Annotated in this window: 18 protein-coding genes and 1 other annotated feature; of the genes, 17 read left to right on the forward strand and 1 reads right to left on the reverse strand. The window is 43.0% G+C overall.

Going from position 1 to position 15,207, the window contains the following annotated elements; genetic code table 11:
- The first annotated feature begins 2 nt into the window (after positions 1 to 2).
- The 16 genes from GGQ95_RS06750 (at position 3) to GGQ95_RS06825 (ending at position 13,883) form a co-directional block, all read left to right on the forward strand.
- Positions 3 to 1,031 (forward strand): glyceraldehyde-3-phosphate dehydrogenase, encoded by a 1,029-nt coding sequence (locus GGQ95_RS06750; RefSeq protein WP_044745959.1) that lies wholly within the window; start codon positions 3 to 5, stop codon positions 1,029 to 1,031.
- Positions 1,032 to 1,553: 522 nt separating this feature from the next.
- Positions 1,554 to 1,928 carry an adenosylmethionine decarboxylase gene (speD, locus tag GGQ95_RS06755; RefSeq protein WP_044745960.1) on the forward strand — a complete coding sequence of 125 codons (375 nt, stop codon included), beginning with the start codon at positions 1,554 to 1,556 and terminating at the stop codon, positions 1,926 to 1,928.
- 113 nt (positions 1,929 to 2,041) lie between these two features.
- Positions 2,042 to 2,440 carry a cytosolic protein gene (locus tag GGQ95_RS06760; RefSeq protein WP_066146400.1) on the forward strand — a complete coding sequence of 133 codons (399 nt, stop codon included), beginning with the start codon at positions 2,042 to 2,044 and terminating at the stop codon, positions 2,438 to 2,440.
- A gap of 36 nt (positions 2,441 to 2,476) precedes the next feature.
- Positions 2,477 to 2,938 carry a transcriptional regulator NrdR gene (gene nrdR, locus GGQ95_RS06765; RefSeq protein WP_044745962.1) on the forward strand — a complete coding sequence of 154 codons (462 nt, stop codon included), beginning with the start codon at positions 2,477 to 2,479 and terminating at the stop codon, positions 2,936 to 2,938.
- Positions 2,939 to 2,997: 59 nt separating this feature from the next.
- On the forward strand, positions 2,998 to 4,386 hold the full coding sequence (locus GGQ95_RS06770; RefSeq protein ID WP_044745963.1) for a replication initiation and membrane attachment family protein: 1,389 nt from the start codon (positions 2,998 to 3,000) through the stop codon (positions 4,384 to 4,386).
- A 31-nt stretch (positions 4,387 to 4,417) separates the two neighbouring features.
- Positions 4,418 to 5,344 (forward strand): primosomal protein DnaI, encoded by a 927-nt coding sequence (gene dnaI / locus GGQ95_RS06775; protein ID WP_221212038.1) that lies wholly within the window; start codon positions 4,418 to 4,420, stop codon positions 5,342 to 5,344.
- A 94-nt stretch (positions 5,345 to 5,438) separates the two neighbouring features.
- The gene (gene ytxC / locus GGQ95_RS06780; RefSeq protein ID WP_183186522.1) at positions 5,439 to 6,317 is read left to right on the forward strand and encodes a putative sporulation protein YtxC; all 879 of its coding nucleotides are present in this window, start codon (positions 5,439 to 5,441) and stop codon (positions 6,315 to 6,317) included.
- A 517-nt stretch (positions 6,318 to 6,834) separates the two neighbouring features.
- Positions 6,835 to 8,766 (forward strand): threonine--tRNA ligase, encoded by a 1,932-nt coding sequence (thrS, locus tag GGQ95_RS06785; RefSeq protein WP_183186523.1) that lies wholly within the window; start codon positions 6,835 to 6,837, stop codon positions 8,764 to 8,766.
- Positions 8,767 to 8,889: 123 nt separating this feature from the next.
- Positions 8,890 to 9,021 (forward strand) — a sequence feature (ribosomal protein L20 leader region).
- Positions 9,022 to 9,161: 140 nt separating this feature from the next.
- Complete coding sequence (gene infC / locus GGQ95_RS06790; RefSeq protein WP_080862150.1) at positions 9,162 to 9,707, forward strand: translation initiation factor IF-3; 546 nt, start codon at positions 9,162 to 9,164, stop codon at positions 9,705 to 9,707.
- Between the two features lie 22 nt (positions 9,708 to 9,729).
- Complete coding sequence (rpmI, locus tag GGQ95_RS06795) at positions 9,730 to 9,930, forward strand: 50S ribosomal protein L35 (RefSeq protein WP_044745967.1); 201 nt, start codon at positions 9,730 to 9,732, stop codon at positions 9,928 to 9,930.
- A gap of 38 nt (positions 9,931 to 9,968) precedes the next feature.
- Positions 9,969 to 10,328 (forward strand): 50S ribosomal protein L20, encoded by a 360-nt coding sequence (gene rplT, locus GGQ95_RS06800; protein ID WP_044745968.1) that lies wholly within the window; start codon positions 9,969 to 9,971, stop codon positions 10,326 to 10,328.
- 121 nt (positions 10,329 to 10,449) lie between these two features.
- Positions 10,450 to 10,869, forward strand: coding sequence for a DUF1294 domain-containing protein (locus GGQ95_RS18715; RefSeq protein WP_312856943.1), 420 nt, complete (start codon positions 10,450 to 10,452; stop codon positions 10,867 to 10,869).
- Between the two features lie 14 nt (positions 10,870 to 10,883).
- Complete coding sequence (locus GGQ95_RS06810; RefSeq protein WP_044745970.1) at positions 10,884 to 11,369, forward strand: dUTP diphosphatase; 486 nt, start codon at positions 10,884 to 10,886, stop codon at positions 11,367 to 11,369.
- 68 nt (positions 11,370 to 11,437) lie between these two features.
- On the forward strand, positions 11,438 to 12,523 hold the full coding sequence (locus GGQ95_RS06815; protein ID WP_044745971.1) for a M42 family metallopeptidase: 1,086 nt from the start codon (positions 11,438 to 11,440) through the stop codon (positions 12,521 to 12,523).
- Between the two features lie 131 nt (positions 12,524 to 12,654).
- A complete protein-coding gene (locus GGQ95_RS06820) occupies positions 12,655 to 13,431 on the forward strand; it encodes a class I SAM-dependent methyltransferase (protein WP_172798664.1) in 777 nt (258 codons plus the stop codon).
- A gap of 26 nt (positions 13,432 to 13,457) precedes the next feature.
- Positions 13,458 to 13,883: a hypothetical protein gene (locus GGQ95_RS06825; protein ID WP_244963622.1), complete on the forward strand. Its 426-nt coding sequence runs from the start codon at positions 13,458 to 13,460 to the stop codon at positions 13,881 to 13,883.
- Between the two features lie 239 nt (positions 13,884 to 14,122).
- Here GGQ95_RS06825 and sspI read toward each other — a convergent pair whose 3' ends face one another.
- Positions 14,123 to 14,332: a small acid-soluble spore protein SspI gene (sspI, locus tag GGQ95_RS06830; RefSeq protein ID WP_044742995.1), complete on the reverse strand. Its 210-nt coding sequence runs from the start codon at positions 14,330 to 14,332 to the stop codon at positions 14,123 to 14,125.
- Positions 14,333 to 14,428: 96 nt separating this feature from the next.
- Between sspI and GGQ95_RS06835 the strand changes: the two genes are divergently transcribed.
- The gene (locus GGQ95_RS06835; protein WP_066146382.1) at positions 14,429 to 15,184 is read left to right on the forward strand and encodes a TrmH family RNA methyltransferase; all 756 of its coding nucleotides are present in this window, start codon (positions 14,429 to 14,431) and stop codon (positions 15,182 to 15,184) included.
- Positions 15,185 to 15,207 lie beyond the last annotated feature (23 nt).

The raw sequence follows: 15,207 nt of genomic DNA on the forward strand, positions 1-15,207 counted from the left end.
CAATGAAAGCAAAAGTAGCGATTAATGGGTTTGGAAGAATCGGAAGAATGGTATTCCGAAACGCTATCGATGCGGAAAACTTTGAAATCGTTGCGATTAATGCGAGCTATCCAGCTGAAACGTTAGCTCATTTAATAAAATATGATTCCAACCATGGAAAGTTTGCGGGAGAAGTAGTGGCGTTAGAGGATGGGCTTCTTGTGAATGGGAAAAAAGTACAATTATTAAATTCCCGTGACCCGAAAGAGCTTCCATGGAAAGAATTAGATATTGATATTGTGATTGAAGCGACCGGAAAGTTCAATTCCAAGGAAAAAGCAAGTCTGCATCTAGAGGCAGGTGCGAAACGTGTCATTTTAACTGCGCCTGGAAAAAATGAGGATATTACGATTGTAATGGGCGTCAATGAAGAGATGCTTGATATTGCCCAGCATTTTATCATTTCTAATGCTTCGTGCACAACAAACTGTTTAGCGCCAGTCGTTAAAGTGCTAGATGAAGCGTTTGGCATTGAAAATGGCTTAATGACAACCGTTCATGCTTATACGAATGACCAAAAAAATATTGACAATCCTCATAAAGATTTACGACGCGCCCGTTCTTGCGCGCAATCCATTATTCCAACAACAACAGGTGCGGCGAAAGCTCTTGCATTAGTATTGCCTCACTTAAAAGGAAAATTGCACGGAATGGCTCTTCGCGTTCCGACACCAAATGTATCATTAGTCGATCTGGTTGTAGACGTAAAAACAGACGTAACGGTTGAAGCTGTAAATGAAGCATTGATTAACGCAGCTCACGGTCCGCTAAAAGGGATTCTTGATTTTACAACAGAGCCGCTTGTTTCTATTGATTTTAACACCAATCCTCATTCGGCCATTATCGATGGCTTGTCAACGATGGTAATGGAAGGACGCAAGGTAAAAGTATTGGCATGGTATGACAATGAATGGGGCTATTCTTGCCGCGTTGTTGATTTAACGAATTTAGTGGCGAGTAAAATGATGGAAAATTTGCAAGTGAACGCATAAATGTAAAAAGCGCTGACTATGGTTCAGCGCTTTTTATTATATAGACATCTATGACAAAAAAATGTTGACGCCATTGTAAAGTTGAAAATCCTCCTTATTTCAATGGATGGAGAATTTTTAGGACAGAGATGTCACTTGGTCTGTTCAACCTTTGCATGGGGACGGGGTTCAATGATCGATGCGCTGTCATCCCTTTGGCGTAGCCGAGGAAAGTGACCCAAGCCCTCCTGCTGTGAGTTTTGCCAGATGCCGTTCATTCATCATCGTGTATAGAGTTCAAGGACAACAAGTGAATCGATTTGATCTGACACGATAAGCATAAAAAATGAAAAAGTGTATTGCAAAAAAAAAATAAACCAAGTATACTATGTTTCGTGAACTTCTTAAACGCACGGTAATGTGACTACTTAAAGGGTTAGGACCTCTTTGGACTAACTTTCCCCCGTGGTAGTTATACATGCCATTTGCAAAAGAATTTCATGCTTATTTTTTTGTAAAATTTGTTAAAGGGGGATGATTTAGATGGACACAATGGGTCGTCACGTTATCTCAGAGTTATGGGGATGCGATTTTGATAAGTTGAATGATATGGAATTTATTGAAAAAACATTTGTTGATGCAGCACTAAAATCAGGTGCGGAAATTCGTGAGGTAGCATTTCACAAATTTGCTCCCCAAGGAGTAAGTGGTGTTGTTATTATTTCTGAATCTCATTTAACGATTCATAGTTTTCCTGAACATGGATATGCAAGCATTGATGTTTATACGTGTGGGCATTTGGACCCAACGATTGCTGCGGATTATATCGCGGAAGCTTTAGGAGCACAAACAAGAGAAACGATTGAGCTTCCTCGTGGAATGGGTCCAATTGAAATAAAAAATGCCAAAGTTTTATAATGAATAAAATGAACGCAAAAGAGGTGTTGCATACACCTCTTTTTTTGTGTTGTACATACATGGGGCACTAATGGTATCATAATGATAAAGAATAAAGCAAGGAGCGGCGATCGATGAGTGTTTGGAGCAAGTTAAAATACGGATTGACCAACCATTGTGAGACAAGAGAAAATCACGAGGATGAGCAATTGCAAAGCCGCTATTACAAAACAACGGCCGCTAGTGCCATCAAAGCCGTTAAAGAATTAATCGCTTCTTCTCATGAGTACGAGATGCTTTCTATTTCTGAAGAACGAGGAGAGTTTAGCGTAGCGACTCGTCGAGGAAGAAAGGCGTTTATTGTCATTACGGTCATTTCTGTTCGCCCATTTGAAACGGCCATTGATTTTTCTGTTACAACAGACACAAAGCTTTTGCCGTTCGATTTTGGATGGAGCCGCCGCATTGTGATTGATTTATATCAAAAGATCGACCAACGTCTTCCTTATATAGGTTCTGGAATCAATGGGTGAATGAAAAGAAAAGGCTATTAAAATGGAGTGGTTCATATGAAATGTCCATCTTGCCACCATAATGGCACAAGGGTGCTTGATTCGCGACCGGTTGATGAAGGGCGCTCCATTCGGCGCAGAAGGGAATGCGAACAGTGCCATTATCGTTTTACCACATTTGAAAAAGTAGAGGAAATGCCGCTGATTGTCGTCAAAAAGGAAGGAACGCGGGAAGAATTTAGCCGAGAGAAAATATTGCGAGGGCTCATTAAAGCGTGCGAGAAGCGGCCGGTGGCTCTAGAACAGCTGGAGCATATTACCCAAGAGATTGAGAAAGAGCTACGCAATGGCGGAGTGGCTGAAGTGAAAAGTGAAACGATCGGCGAAATGGTGATGGAGCGACTGTCGAGTGTCGATGAAGTAGCGTATGTTCGCTTTGCTTCCGTTTATCGGCAATTTAAAGATTTAAACGTGTTTATTGAAGAACTTAAGGAACTAATTAAAAAAGAACAGCGGTAAAGGGCTTGCTCGATCTACGGAAAAGCCCTTTTTTTAGTCTAATGGGGAAGGGCGATAGCATGGAACATCATTGGAAGGAGCTTATTCCTGTTGATCGTTATATGGTGCGAAGCAATGGGATTTTACATGATTTTGATCGAAAAGTGATTACACTGTTATATCAGCCGTTAATCGGTTCACGCGCGTTCAGTCTATATATGACCTTGTGGGGGGAGCTTGAACAGCATCTGTCGGCGGAAGAAACAACCCATCATAGCTTGATGGCGATTATGCAATGCAGTCTAAAAGAAATTTATGACGAACGTCTAAAACTGGAAGGGATTGGATTGTTGAAAACATATGTCAACGACAAACAAGATCCGAAGCTATTTATTTACGAGCTGCAGCCCCCGCTTACGCCAGAGCAGTTTTTCACGGATAGTGTGTTCAATGTGTTTCTTTACAATCGTGTGGGGCGAAAGAAATTTCAGACCTTGAAGCAATTTTTCTCGGTGCCAGCAATTGATGAAAGTCAATTTACCGCCATTACACGATCATTTAATGATATTTTTTACTCCGTGCATCCGGAACAGATGGTTGCTGTCATGAATGAAGAAACAAAAAAAGACTTGCATCTACCTGATGGTTATGAATATATGAGACGGAGTGCAGACACGTATGTATTAGGAGAAGAAGTATTTGACTTTGATTTATTTTTTGCAGGGCTTTCAAGGCAGATTGTGCCCAAAAGAGCCATTACCGCAAAAGTGCGCGAGGCCATTAAAAAGCTGTCCTTTTTATATGGTATTGATCCATTAGAAATGCAAAAAATTGTACTTAGTGTGATTGATCCTGCTGCACATATTGATATTGAAGCATTAAGAAAAGCGGCACGCGATTGGTATCAGTTTGAACGAGGGGAAGAGCTGCCACAGCTAAGCACGCGCGTTCAGCCGCTTACATACCGCACAATGGAGAATACGGAACCAAAAACGAAGGAAGAGCTGCTGATCAAACAGCTCGAAACGATTTCACCGCGTCAGCTGCTGATCGATATTTCAGGGGGAGCAGAGCCTTCGCTAAGCGACTTGCAGCTTATTGAAGAGATTATGTTTCAGCAAAAGCTTCTTCCTGGTGTTGTCAATGTGTTAATTTATTATGTCATGCTTCGGACAGATATGAAGCTATCAAAGGCATATGTAGAGAAAATTGCGAGCCATTGGGCTCGGAAAAAAATTCGCACCGTTAAGGAAGCGATGGAGCTGGCGAAAAAAGAGACGAAAAAATATCAGAGCTGGGCGACCGGGAAAGAGAAAAAAACGGTACAAAAAACGGTTCGCAAGGAAATGTTGCCTGAGTGGCTCAATATGGATTATAGTCAAAAGGAGTCTGGAACAAGCGAAGAAGTCAACCTTGAACAGAAGCGTCGCGAACTGGAAGAACGTCTGAAAAAATACCGGAATCAGTAAATAAAAACAGGAGGTGAGAGTGGTGAAGCCAATGGACGAGCTCCTTCATCGTCTGCTCCACCGGAAAGATTTCCGGCAGCGATATGAGCAGCTAAAACATGAGATTTTGTCTCACCGAGAAGTACAGGCCTTTTTGCGGGAGCACAGGGATCAGGTAACAAACGTTATTTTGGAACGAGGTTTAATGAAATTATATGAGTTTATCCAACAAAGTAAAAATTGTGAGCGCTGTCCAAGCTTAGGCGAGTGCCGCAATCTTCTCAAGGGATACCACCCGCGTCTTGTGCTCCATGGAAATGCTATTGATATTCAATATGACCGTTGTCCAACGAAGATCAAGCATGATGAGCGGAAACGGCAGGAAGCGTTAATTCAAAGCTTATTTGTACCGCGCGAAATTTTACAGGCTTCGTTATCAGATGTCGATCTTGCCGATGACGGACGAATGAAGGCAATTGAGCGAGCGGAGCATTTTGTAGCAAATTATGAACCGGGAAAAAAGATCAAGGGGCTTTATTTATACGGTTCTTTTGGTGTTGGAAAAACTTATATTCTTGGAGCGATTGCCAACGCGCTGGCACAAAAAAAGGTGTCCTCTCTCATCGTCTACGTACCTGAATTTTTTCGTGAACTCAAGGGATCTTGGCAGGATCAAACGATGAACGAAAAATTGGATTATGTCAAAAAAGTTCCCGTCTTAATGCTGGACGATCTTGGCGCCGAATCCATGTCAAGCTGGGTGCGTGATGATTTGCTAGGTCCGATTTTGCAATACCGGATGCTGGAAAATCTTCCGACTTTTTTTACATCGAATTTTGATTTGCAGCAGTTAGCCCACCACTTAACGTATTCCCAAAGAGGCGAGGAAGAACAAATGAAAGCGGCGCGCCTGATGGAACGCATCCGTTATTTAGCAGATCCTGTGGAGATAAAAGGAAGAAATCGCCGTTTAGACTAAGCGAAGTGAACGGATCGCTTGTTTTTCTGATTCTAAATCAACGCGTCCTCCCATATATATAGAACAAGCATTCACTTACAAAGGGGGGACGACATTGATTGAGATTTACTTCGAACAGACAAGCGACGCAGAAAAATTTTTTGATCTTTTGCAAGAAAAAGTGAACGGGACAACCCGGCTCTATTTGCAATTGAAGTACGATGGAAATTCTTTAGTTACGATTGACATAGACCAATGTGTGGATGAAGCTATTTCATCGTGCGTGGCACCTGCGATTACGCAGTTTATTCTTCGTTTTATTGAAGATCGGCTGCTGCTGTCCATTATTTCTGGAACATTTTATTTTAAAAACGAGGAAGAGCAGTATCAAATTTTGCAATTAACTCATTCGTTCCTTGAGGGGGAACGATATGATTATCGAAGCGGGAAAAAAAGCGTCATGTCGCGCGATGCGCTCATTATGAATGCACTTTTACCATTTTTAAAAGATAATCTTTCTTTTTCACTCACCTCGTTTGTTACATTCAGGCTGAAACGATATATGGAACGATTGAATCATTATGTCGAACTGGCCATTGATGAATATAAGCTAGAGCAAGAATATCAAAATTTTGTGCAAATACTGCGCGATTACGTGGCAGAACGGGAAGCCAAGTGGCGGATTGTTCATCTTGTTCATCGCTCTCCGGACTTTCTTTTTTTTGATGAACAGTTTCGCCATGTGACAAAAAAGGAGTTAACCCAGCTGATTGACCGCAATTTGCCTGTCAGTCAGCCGATGTATATCGATTCTTCTGTATTAGCGCCGCTTGTTTCGATTGCTCCTGAATTGGTATATGTCTATACTTCATGTGAAGATGACGGAATGATTCAAACGCTACAAAATGTGTTTCAAGAACGGCTTCGTTTTTGTAAACCGACGGATTTTGCCGATGCCCAGACGGCCATGTCGATACATGATCGATCGACTTGATTTTTCTCATCAGACATTCTATAATAACGTACATAATGAAACATGTGGAAAAGTCATGATGAGGACATGGGTGTGTTTTTACGGTTTCCAGAGAGGGAAGGCTTTGGCTGTAACCTTCCTAACACGGAAAATGCACTTACCGCCTCGGAACTTCAGCAGTGAACGATTGTAGGAGTTATTTTTGCTTTTCTGCCGCCTTCCTCGAACAAGGACGCCAACAGGCAAATTCATTTGCAGTTCATTGTTCGAAGGGAGCCGTGCGGTTCGCTCGCCTGGCTGGTCGAGCATGTCGGCCGCGACAGAAAAGCTGTAGGCAGTCCAAACTCGCTGCGATCAAGTAATTGCTGACGGAAAGCACCGTTATGCGATTCGAGCCATCGCTATTCACTTGGGTTTTTGTTGCCGATTGGGTGAGAGAGCGGTGGGAAGAAGGGTGGAACCACGAATTCAACTCGTCCCTTATTGGAGGGGCGAGTTTTTTATTTTTATATGAATATTCAAAAAGGAGTGAAAAGCGATGTCAGAGATTATCCGTATTACATTTCCTGACGGGGCAGTGAAGGAGTTTCCAAAAGGAACGACAACGGAAGAAATTGCTGCTTCCATCAGCCCTGGATTGAAGAAAAAAGCCATTGCTGGAAAATTAAACGATACATTGCTTGATTTACGTACACCGATTCATCAAGATGGAGCGATTGCGATCATCACACAGGACATGCCAGAAGCGCTCGAAATTTTACGTCACAGTACAGCCCATTTAATGGCTCAGGCAATCAAGCGCTTGTACAAAAATGTAAAGCTGGGCGTTGGTCCAGTCATTGAGAATGGCTTCTATTACGATATTGATATGGAAGAATCATTGACACCAGAGGAGCTTCCAAAAATTGAAAAAGAAATGCAAAAAATCGTGAAAGAAAACTTGGAGATTGTCCGCAAAGAGGTGGATCGCGAGGAAGCGATTCGCCGTTATGAAGAAATTGGCGACAATTTAAAACTTGAGCTAATCAACGACATTCCTGAAGGAGAAGTTGTTTCCATTTATGAACAAGGCGAATTTTTCGATCTTTGTCGCGGCATCCACGTGCCATCGACAGGAAAAATTAAGGAATTTAAGCTCTTAAGCATTGCGGGGGCGTATTGGCGCGGGGACAGCAAAAATAAAATGCTCCAGCGCATTTACGGCACGGCTTTCTTTAAAAAAGAGGATTTGGAAGCACATCTTCGTTTGCTGCAAGAAGCGAAGGAGCGTGATCACCGCAAACTTGGGAAGGAGCTTGAGCTCTTTACAACGTCGCAAAAAGTGGGACAAGGCCTGCCGCTTTGGCTGCCGAAAGGTGCGACCATCCGCCGCACGATTGAACGATATATTGTGGATAAAGAGATAGAACTTGGCTATCAGCATGTGTATACACCAGTGCTTGGAAGCGTTGAGCTATATAAAACATCTGGACACTGGGATCATTATCAAGATGGCATGTTCCCGCCAATGGAGATGGATAACGAACAGCTCGTTCTTCGTCCGATGAACTGTCCGCATCATATGATGGTATACAAAAACAAAATCCATAGTTATCGCGAGCTGCCGATTCGCATTGCTGAGCTTGGAACGATGCATCGCTACGAAATGTCAGGGGCTTTGACAGGGCTGCAGCGCGTGCGCGGCATGACATTGAACGATGCCCATATTTTTGTTCGTCCAGATCAAATCAAAGACGAATTTAAACGAGTCGTCAACTTAATTCTTGAAGTATATAAAGATTTTGGCTTAAACGAATACTCATTCCGCTTGTCTTACCGCGACCCGCATGATAAAGAAAAATATTACGATGATGATGCGATGTGGGAAAAAGCGCAAAGCATGCTGCGTGAAGCGATGGACGAGCTTGGGCTTGAATATTATGAAGCGGAGGGAGAAGCGGCGTTTTATGGTCCAAAGCTAGATGTGCAAGTGCGCACGGCGCTTGGAAAGGATGAAACGCTGTCGACCGTTCAGCTTGATTTCTTGCTGCCAGAGCGTTTTGATTTAACATATATCGGCGAGGATGGAAAACCGCACCGACCAGTTGTCATCCATCGTGGCGTCGTGTCCACCATGGAACGCTTTGTCGCTTTCTTAATTGAAGAATATAAAGGAGCGTTCCCTGCATGGCTTGCTCCAGTGCAAGTGGAAGTCATTCCAGTATCGCCAGCCGTTCATGCCGACTACGCGCATCAAGTGAGAGAAGCGCTACAATCGCAAGGATTTCGCGTGGAAGTTGACGAACGCGATGAAAAAATTGGCTATAAAATTCGCGAAGCACAAATGCAAAAAATTCCGTACATGCTTGTTGTTGGAGACAACGAGGTAAAAGAGCAGGCTGTCAATGTCCGCAAATATGGCGAACAAAAAAGCGAAACGATGCCTCTTGCCGCTTTTATCGATGCATTAAAGGCAGAAGTGCGCCGTTGAAAAAAAGTGTTGCTAAAATAGAAAGAGTTAGATATAATAATATGCGTTGTGTTGAAAAATGCTTATATTGACATGCTGCTTCCAATATGGTAATCTATATAAGTCAAATTGAATACTTGTTTGTGACAAAAGCAGAAGCACCCGGCTTCTCACCTGTCTGACGCGGATCGCTGTTAGCGGGTTGTTACGGTTCGTCTATGAAAAGTCCGATCGTAAAAGCATGGGTGTCGTATGCACTCATGCTTTTTTGTATGCAAGGCTGCGAGTCTTCCAAAGCCCCGTATTCTTCATGAGTATATGGTGGAGAGGAAAGACAACGGCCAAGCAAAAATGAAACGCAGAAACGAGTGTTTCGCTTCGGTTTCCTAGCAAAGGGTGCATTATGCAAACAAGTCATTCGTAAAAAACCTTGGAGGTGGCTAGTTATTAGCAAAGATTTTATCGTTAACGAAAGCATTCGTGCGCGCGAAGTTCGTTTAATTGATCCAAACGGAGAGCAATTAGGCATTAAATCAAAACAAGAGGCGTTGGAAATTGCAGCCAGATTGAACCTTGATTTGGTTATGGTCGCGCCAAACGCTAAACCACCGGTATGCCGAATTATGGATTACGGCAAATTCCGTTTTGAGCAACAAAAGAAAGAAAAGGAAGCGCGTAAAAAGCAAAAAGTCATTAATGTGAAAGAGGTTCGTTTGAGCCCGACAATTGAAGAGCATGATTTTAATACGAAGCTTCGCAATGCGCGCAAATTCCTTGAAAAAGGCGATAAAGTAAAGGCAACCATTCGCTTTAAAGGGCGGGCTATTACCCACAAAGAAATTGGCCAGCGCGTGTTGGACCGTTTTTCTGAGGCCTGCGCTGATATTAGCGTTGTTGAATCTGCTCCGAAAATGGACGGACGCAGCATGTTTTTAGTGCTCGCACCGAAAAACGACAAATAACCGAACGAGGAGGATACACCCTATGCCAAAAATGAAAACTCACAGAGGCTCTGCAAAGCGTTTTAAAAAGACGGGTACTGGTAAATTGAAGCGTTCTCATGCGTTTACTAGCCACTTGTTTGCTAATAAAACTCAAAAGCAAAAACGCAAGCTTCGCAAAGGAACGCTTGTATCTTCTGGAGATTTTAAACGTATTCGTCAAATGTTAGACAACTTAAAATAATTTTTGGAATGAAACATAATCGTAGGAGGGAATAACAGATGCCACGTGTTAAAGGCGGAACAGTAACGCGCAGACGTCGCAAAAAAGTTCTTAAACTTGCAAAAGGCTATTTCGGTTCTAAGCATCGTTTATATAAAGTCGCAAACCAACAAGTAATGAAATCATTAATGTATGCATATCGCGACCGTCGTCAACGGAAACGCGATTTCCGCAAGCTTTGGATTACGCGTATCAACGCGGCAGCTCGCATGAACGGACTTTCTTACAGCCGCTTAATGCATGGCTTAAAGCTTGCTGGTGTAGAAGTAAACCGCAAAATGCTTGCTGAGTTGGCTGTAAACGATGCAGCAGCATTCGCGCAACTGGCTGATATTGCAAAAGCTAACTTAAATAAATAAAGAGACAGATGGAAGTTGTAGACAAAGTCGGTGTTGACTTTGTCTACAACCATTTTAAGCATCATGTATTTCCACATCAGGCCGGATGTAAAACGCTTAACCAAACATGGAACGAAGCCGGATGAAGACGCGAAGCGAACAAAAGAAGCTCATGAGCGGGCGAACGCGGTCATTGGCCCAAGATGCAAGCGTTGAACAACAGTCTGTGATGACCATTCTCCAAACGAGAATGGTCATTTTTTCATCAGCATGGTCATCCGGTCATGACTCAAGAGAGGTGGAGAGGAGCATGGAATGGTATATGGCGATTGTGAATGCCGTTAGCTTTTTAATAATGGGGCTTGATAAACAGAAGGCAAGAAAAGGGAAATGGCGGATTGCTGAGCGGACGATCTGGTTGTTTGCTTTTGCCGGAGGCGCAATCGGAGCAGCCATTGGCATGTATGGCTTTCACCATAAAACGCGACACCGCCTCTTTCGTTATGGATTGCCGCTTTTGGCTATTTTCGATATGCTTATTTATGTTATTCTTTATCAATAGCGGGGGAGAAGAAAATGAACGTACAAATGCTTTATTCATTGCAGCGCCAGCTTGATGAACGAATTGAGACACAGCATGGGCTGCAACATGAAAATCTTGTCGACCGGAAAGTGCTAGCTTTGCTTGTTGAGCTTGGAGAGCTCGCCAATGAAACACGCTGTTTTAAGTTTTGGAGTGTGAAGCCGCCAGCGCCGCAAGACAAGATATTAGAAGAATATGTGGATGGCTTGCACTTTATTCTATCGCTTGGTTTGGAATGCGGATTTGATTTTACAGCTGATGATCGAGTATCAGAGACTCGTTCGTTAGTTGAACAGTTTTTATTCGTTTTTCAAGCTGCCCACCAGTTTTATGAAGCCAAATCTTTGGCAAGCTACCAGCATTTATTTGCTGAATATTTGCGTTTAGGCAACCAACTAGGTTTTTCCCTTGAGCAAATGGAACAAGCCTATAGGAAAAAAAATGAAATTAATCACGAACGGCAAAATCAGAATTATTAACAAATTTTGTACATTGGTACTTCTTTTCGCTATAATGGGGATGAAGTACATATGAAAGGAGTTTGAATATGGCAAAGCTAGATCCGACGTTAACCATGCTAAAGGAATTAACCGATGCCAAAGGTGTGCCCGGCAATGAACGAGAAGTGCGGGAAGTCATGAAAAAATACATAGCTCCTTATGCCGATGAGGTCACAACAGACGGGCTCGGCAGTCTTGTCGCGAAAAAAGCAGGAAAAGAAAACGGTCCGAAAATTATGGTGGCTGGCCACCTTGATGAAGTCGGTTTTATGGTGACGCAAATTGATGAAAAAGGATTTATCCGCTTTCAGACGCTTGGAGGCTGGTGGGGACAAGTGATGCTCGCCCAGCGTGTCACCATCATCACGAAAAAAGGAGAAATCACCGGTGTGATCGGTTCAAAGCCACCGCATATTTTACCGCCGGAGGCGCGCAAAAAACCGGTCGAAATCAAAGATATGTTTATCGATATCGGCGCATCTAGCCGCGATGAAGCGATGGAATGGGGGGTGCGCCCGGGTGATTCGATCGTTCCGTATTTTGAATTTACGGTCATGAATAATGAAAAAATGTTGCTTGCGAAAGCGTGGGACAACCGTATTGGCTGTGCCATTGCCATTGATGTATTAAAGCAGCTGAAAGATGTCGAGCATCCGAACGTCGTTTATGGTGTTGGTACTGTTCAAGAAGAAGTCGGATTGCGCGGCGCGAAAACGTCGGCAAATTTCATTCAACCGGATATTGCGTTTGCTGTCGATGTCGGCATTGCTGGAGATACACCAGGTGTTTCGGAGAAAGAAGCGATGGGCAAACTCGGTGCTGGCCCGCATATCGTGCTATATGATGCGACGCTCGTGTCGCATAGAGGGTTGCGCGAGTTTGTCATTGATGTAGCAGAAGAATTAAATATCCCATACCATTTTGACGCGATGCCGGGCGGAGGAACGGATGCGGGCGCTATCCACCTGACGGCAAGCGGTGTTCCGGCGCTGACGATTGCCATCCCGACACGTTACATCCACTCGCATGCTGCGATGCTTCACCGCGACGATTATGAAAACACGGTGAAACTACTTGTCGAAGTGATTAAGCGCCTTGATGAAGCAAAAGTGAAAGAGATTACGTTTGATTGAGGAATAAACGGACTGTCATACGATGTAAGAAGAATGCTCCATTTCATACGATGGAGCATTTTTTGTTAAAAATGCTTGGAAATAATGGAAAGACGAACTCAATCCAATATGGGCTGTGAGGGGGAAAGTCAATGGCGTCTTTGAATGCATGGGATCCAAGTTTATATGATAAAAAGTTTCGTTTTGTTTCTGATCTCGGAAAAGGAGTCATTGAATGGCTGAATCCACAAGCAGGGGAGAGAATCCTTGATTTAGGTTGTGGCACGGGCGATTTGAGCTATGAAATTTCTAAATCAGGAGCCATTGTTGTCGGAATGGACGCATCTTCTGAAATGATTGCGAAAGCTCGTGAAAAGTATGAAGATATTTGCTTCATTGTAGACAACGGGGAGTCATTTCGAACAAGTGAGCTGTATGATGCAGTGTTTTCCAATGCAGCATTACATTGGATGAAAAATGTGGAGAAGGTGGTTGAATCCATTTTCCTGTCATTAAAGCCCAACGGAAAGTTTGTGGCTGAATTTGGTGGAAAAGGAAATATATCAGCGATTGTTCAAGCGATTCAAATGGTGCTAGCGCAGTACGCCGGAATTTATGAGAAGAGGAACCCGTGGTATTTTCCGAGCATTGGAGAGTATAGTGCGTTGCTTGAAAGGTATGGATTTCGCGTGTTGCACGCAATCCATTTTGACCGTCCAACTCCACTGGCTGATGGCGAACAAGGCCTTATCCACTGGCTTGATAGTTTTGCCGGCGATTTTTTTCTAGGAATCGATGTAGAAGAAAAGCTATTTCTCTATGAAAAAATAAAAGAATCACTAAAGCCTTATCTATGGAAGAGAGGAGAATGGGTGGCGGATTACAAGCGCATACGCATTGTCGCGGTGAAAGAACAGAAAGCCTTATGACCTTTTTAATTTTAAGGGAGGTGCCGATGATAAAAAAAGCGTGGCTATTCATCATGGCCTTTGTTATATTCATTGTTGCTTGTTCTCATCCAAAAGATGCGGAGAATCAACTTTCTGATAAAATACCTGTCACTATCAAAATCGTAGATCAAGACGGCCAATATTCTAAATTCTTGGTCCATGTCGTTTCAGAAGGATATCAAAACAAAAACATTGCTCATATTCCTCAAGTTCAATTGATGATTGTAAATAGTAAATCCCTTAAGTTGCATTTATATTCCGGCGTTACTTATACGTTTGAGGTTTCTCCTACTCACTACCGCACGATTGACGAGTATTTAAAAAATAAAAAAGAGGGCGTAAAGGATAGCAAGAAAGAACGGTTACCAACGGGAAAAACAACATTTACGCCTCATGCAAAAAATGCGGCATTAACCATTGATCTGAAATAGATAAACTGGATTATCAGCATTTGTCCCAAAATAGGCAGAGGATGAACCCGCTCGTCTTTGACTATTACAAAAATGGGAATGTTGTTTTGGAATCGTTCATGCGTTCCCATCTTTTCGTTCACAGATGCAACAACCGACATAAACAAAGACATCGACTTAAAAATCAGTCATAAAGAAAACGCCGTCCCGCTGCATCATTTGATGGAAAGCGGCGGGACGGACATTTTCGAGAGTCTGTTTTATTGTTTTACTGCCTGCTCAAGCGTCACTAGCATATCGTTTTTTTGTTCCGGGGATGAGTGATTCCAAATCGCTTCAAACAAAACGCCAAGACCTGGCAAATATTTTTCCTCGCCGCGTTGGATCGCATCCATAATCGTATCTTCAAGCTGTTCTTTTGTATTGTTGGCTACATTGTGCATGACTGCATGCCGTAAATTTAGATCCAAATTCCTCACCTCGCTTTATGTATTACACATTTATTTTTGTCGTCGTTTTCGTTTATTATGTATAGTGACAGGCAAAAAAGAAAAGGAGAATGGAGATTGAAACGGATTGAATCGACAAAAAATCCGCAAGTAAAGCAATGGAAGAAGCTGCTGACAAGAAAAGAACGAGACAAGACAAGACTTTTTCTGATTGAAGGGTTCCATTTAGTGGAGGAAGCTTTAGCAAGCGGTGTTTCGCTTGTTCAATTGATCATTGAGGAAAGCAAGGCCATTCCTTCAGAATGGAATGTGGGCCATATTCCGATTACAGTTGTTACAGAAGGAGTAATGCGGGAGATCAGCGATACGGAAACCCCGCAAGGAATTGCGGCCGTATGCAGGCAATTAAGCGATGAATCGCTTGATTGGAGCAAAGCTAAGCTGCTTCTTGTGGATGCGGTGCAAGATCCGGGGAATGTGGGGACGATGATTCGCACAGCTGATGCGGCCGGCGTGGATGCTGTGATTCTTGGAGAGGGATGTGTAGATGTGTACAATCCGAAAGTCATTCGCGCTACACAAGGTTCGCTTTTTCATTTGCCGATCATCCGCGGTTCCCTTAGCAAATGGATGCAAACGTTAAAGGAAAAAAATATTCCAATTTACGGGACATCTTTAGAAAATGGCGATGATTATCGAAAAGTACACGCTAGCGGTGCGTTTGCTCTTCTTGTCGGCAATGAAGGAAGCGGCGTCAGCAAGGAATGGCTTGAGCAGACGACGAAAAATTTGTACATTCCTATTCATGGACAAGCTGAATCACTGAACGTGGCAGTGGCCACCGGGATTTTGCTTTACCATTTGCGGGGATAAACGTAAAAGATACACTACTGAAT

It is taken from the genome of Anoxybacteroides rupiense, from assembly GCF_014196195.1.
Taxonomy (GTDB): Bacteria; Bacillota; Bacilli; order Bacillales; family Anoxybacillaceae; genus Anoxybacteroides; species Anoxybacteroides rupiense.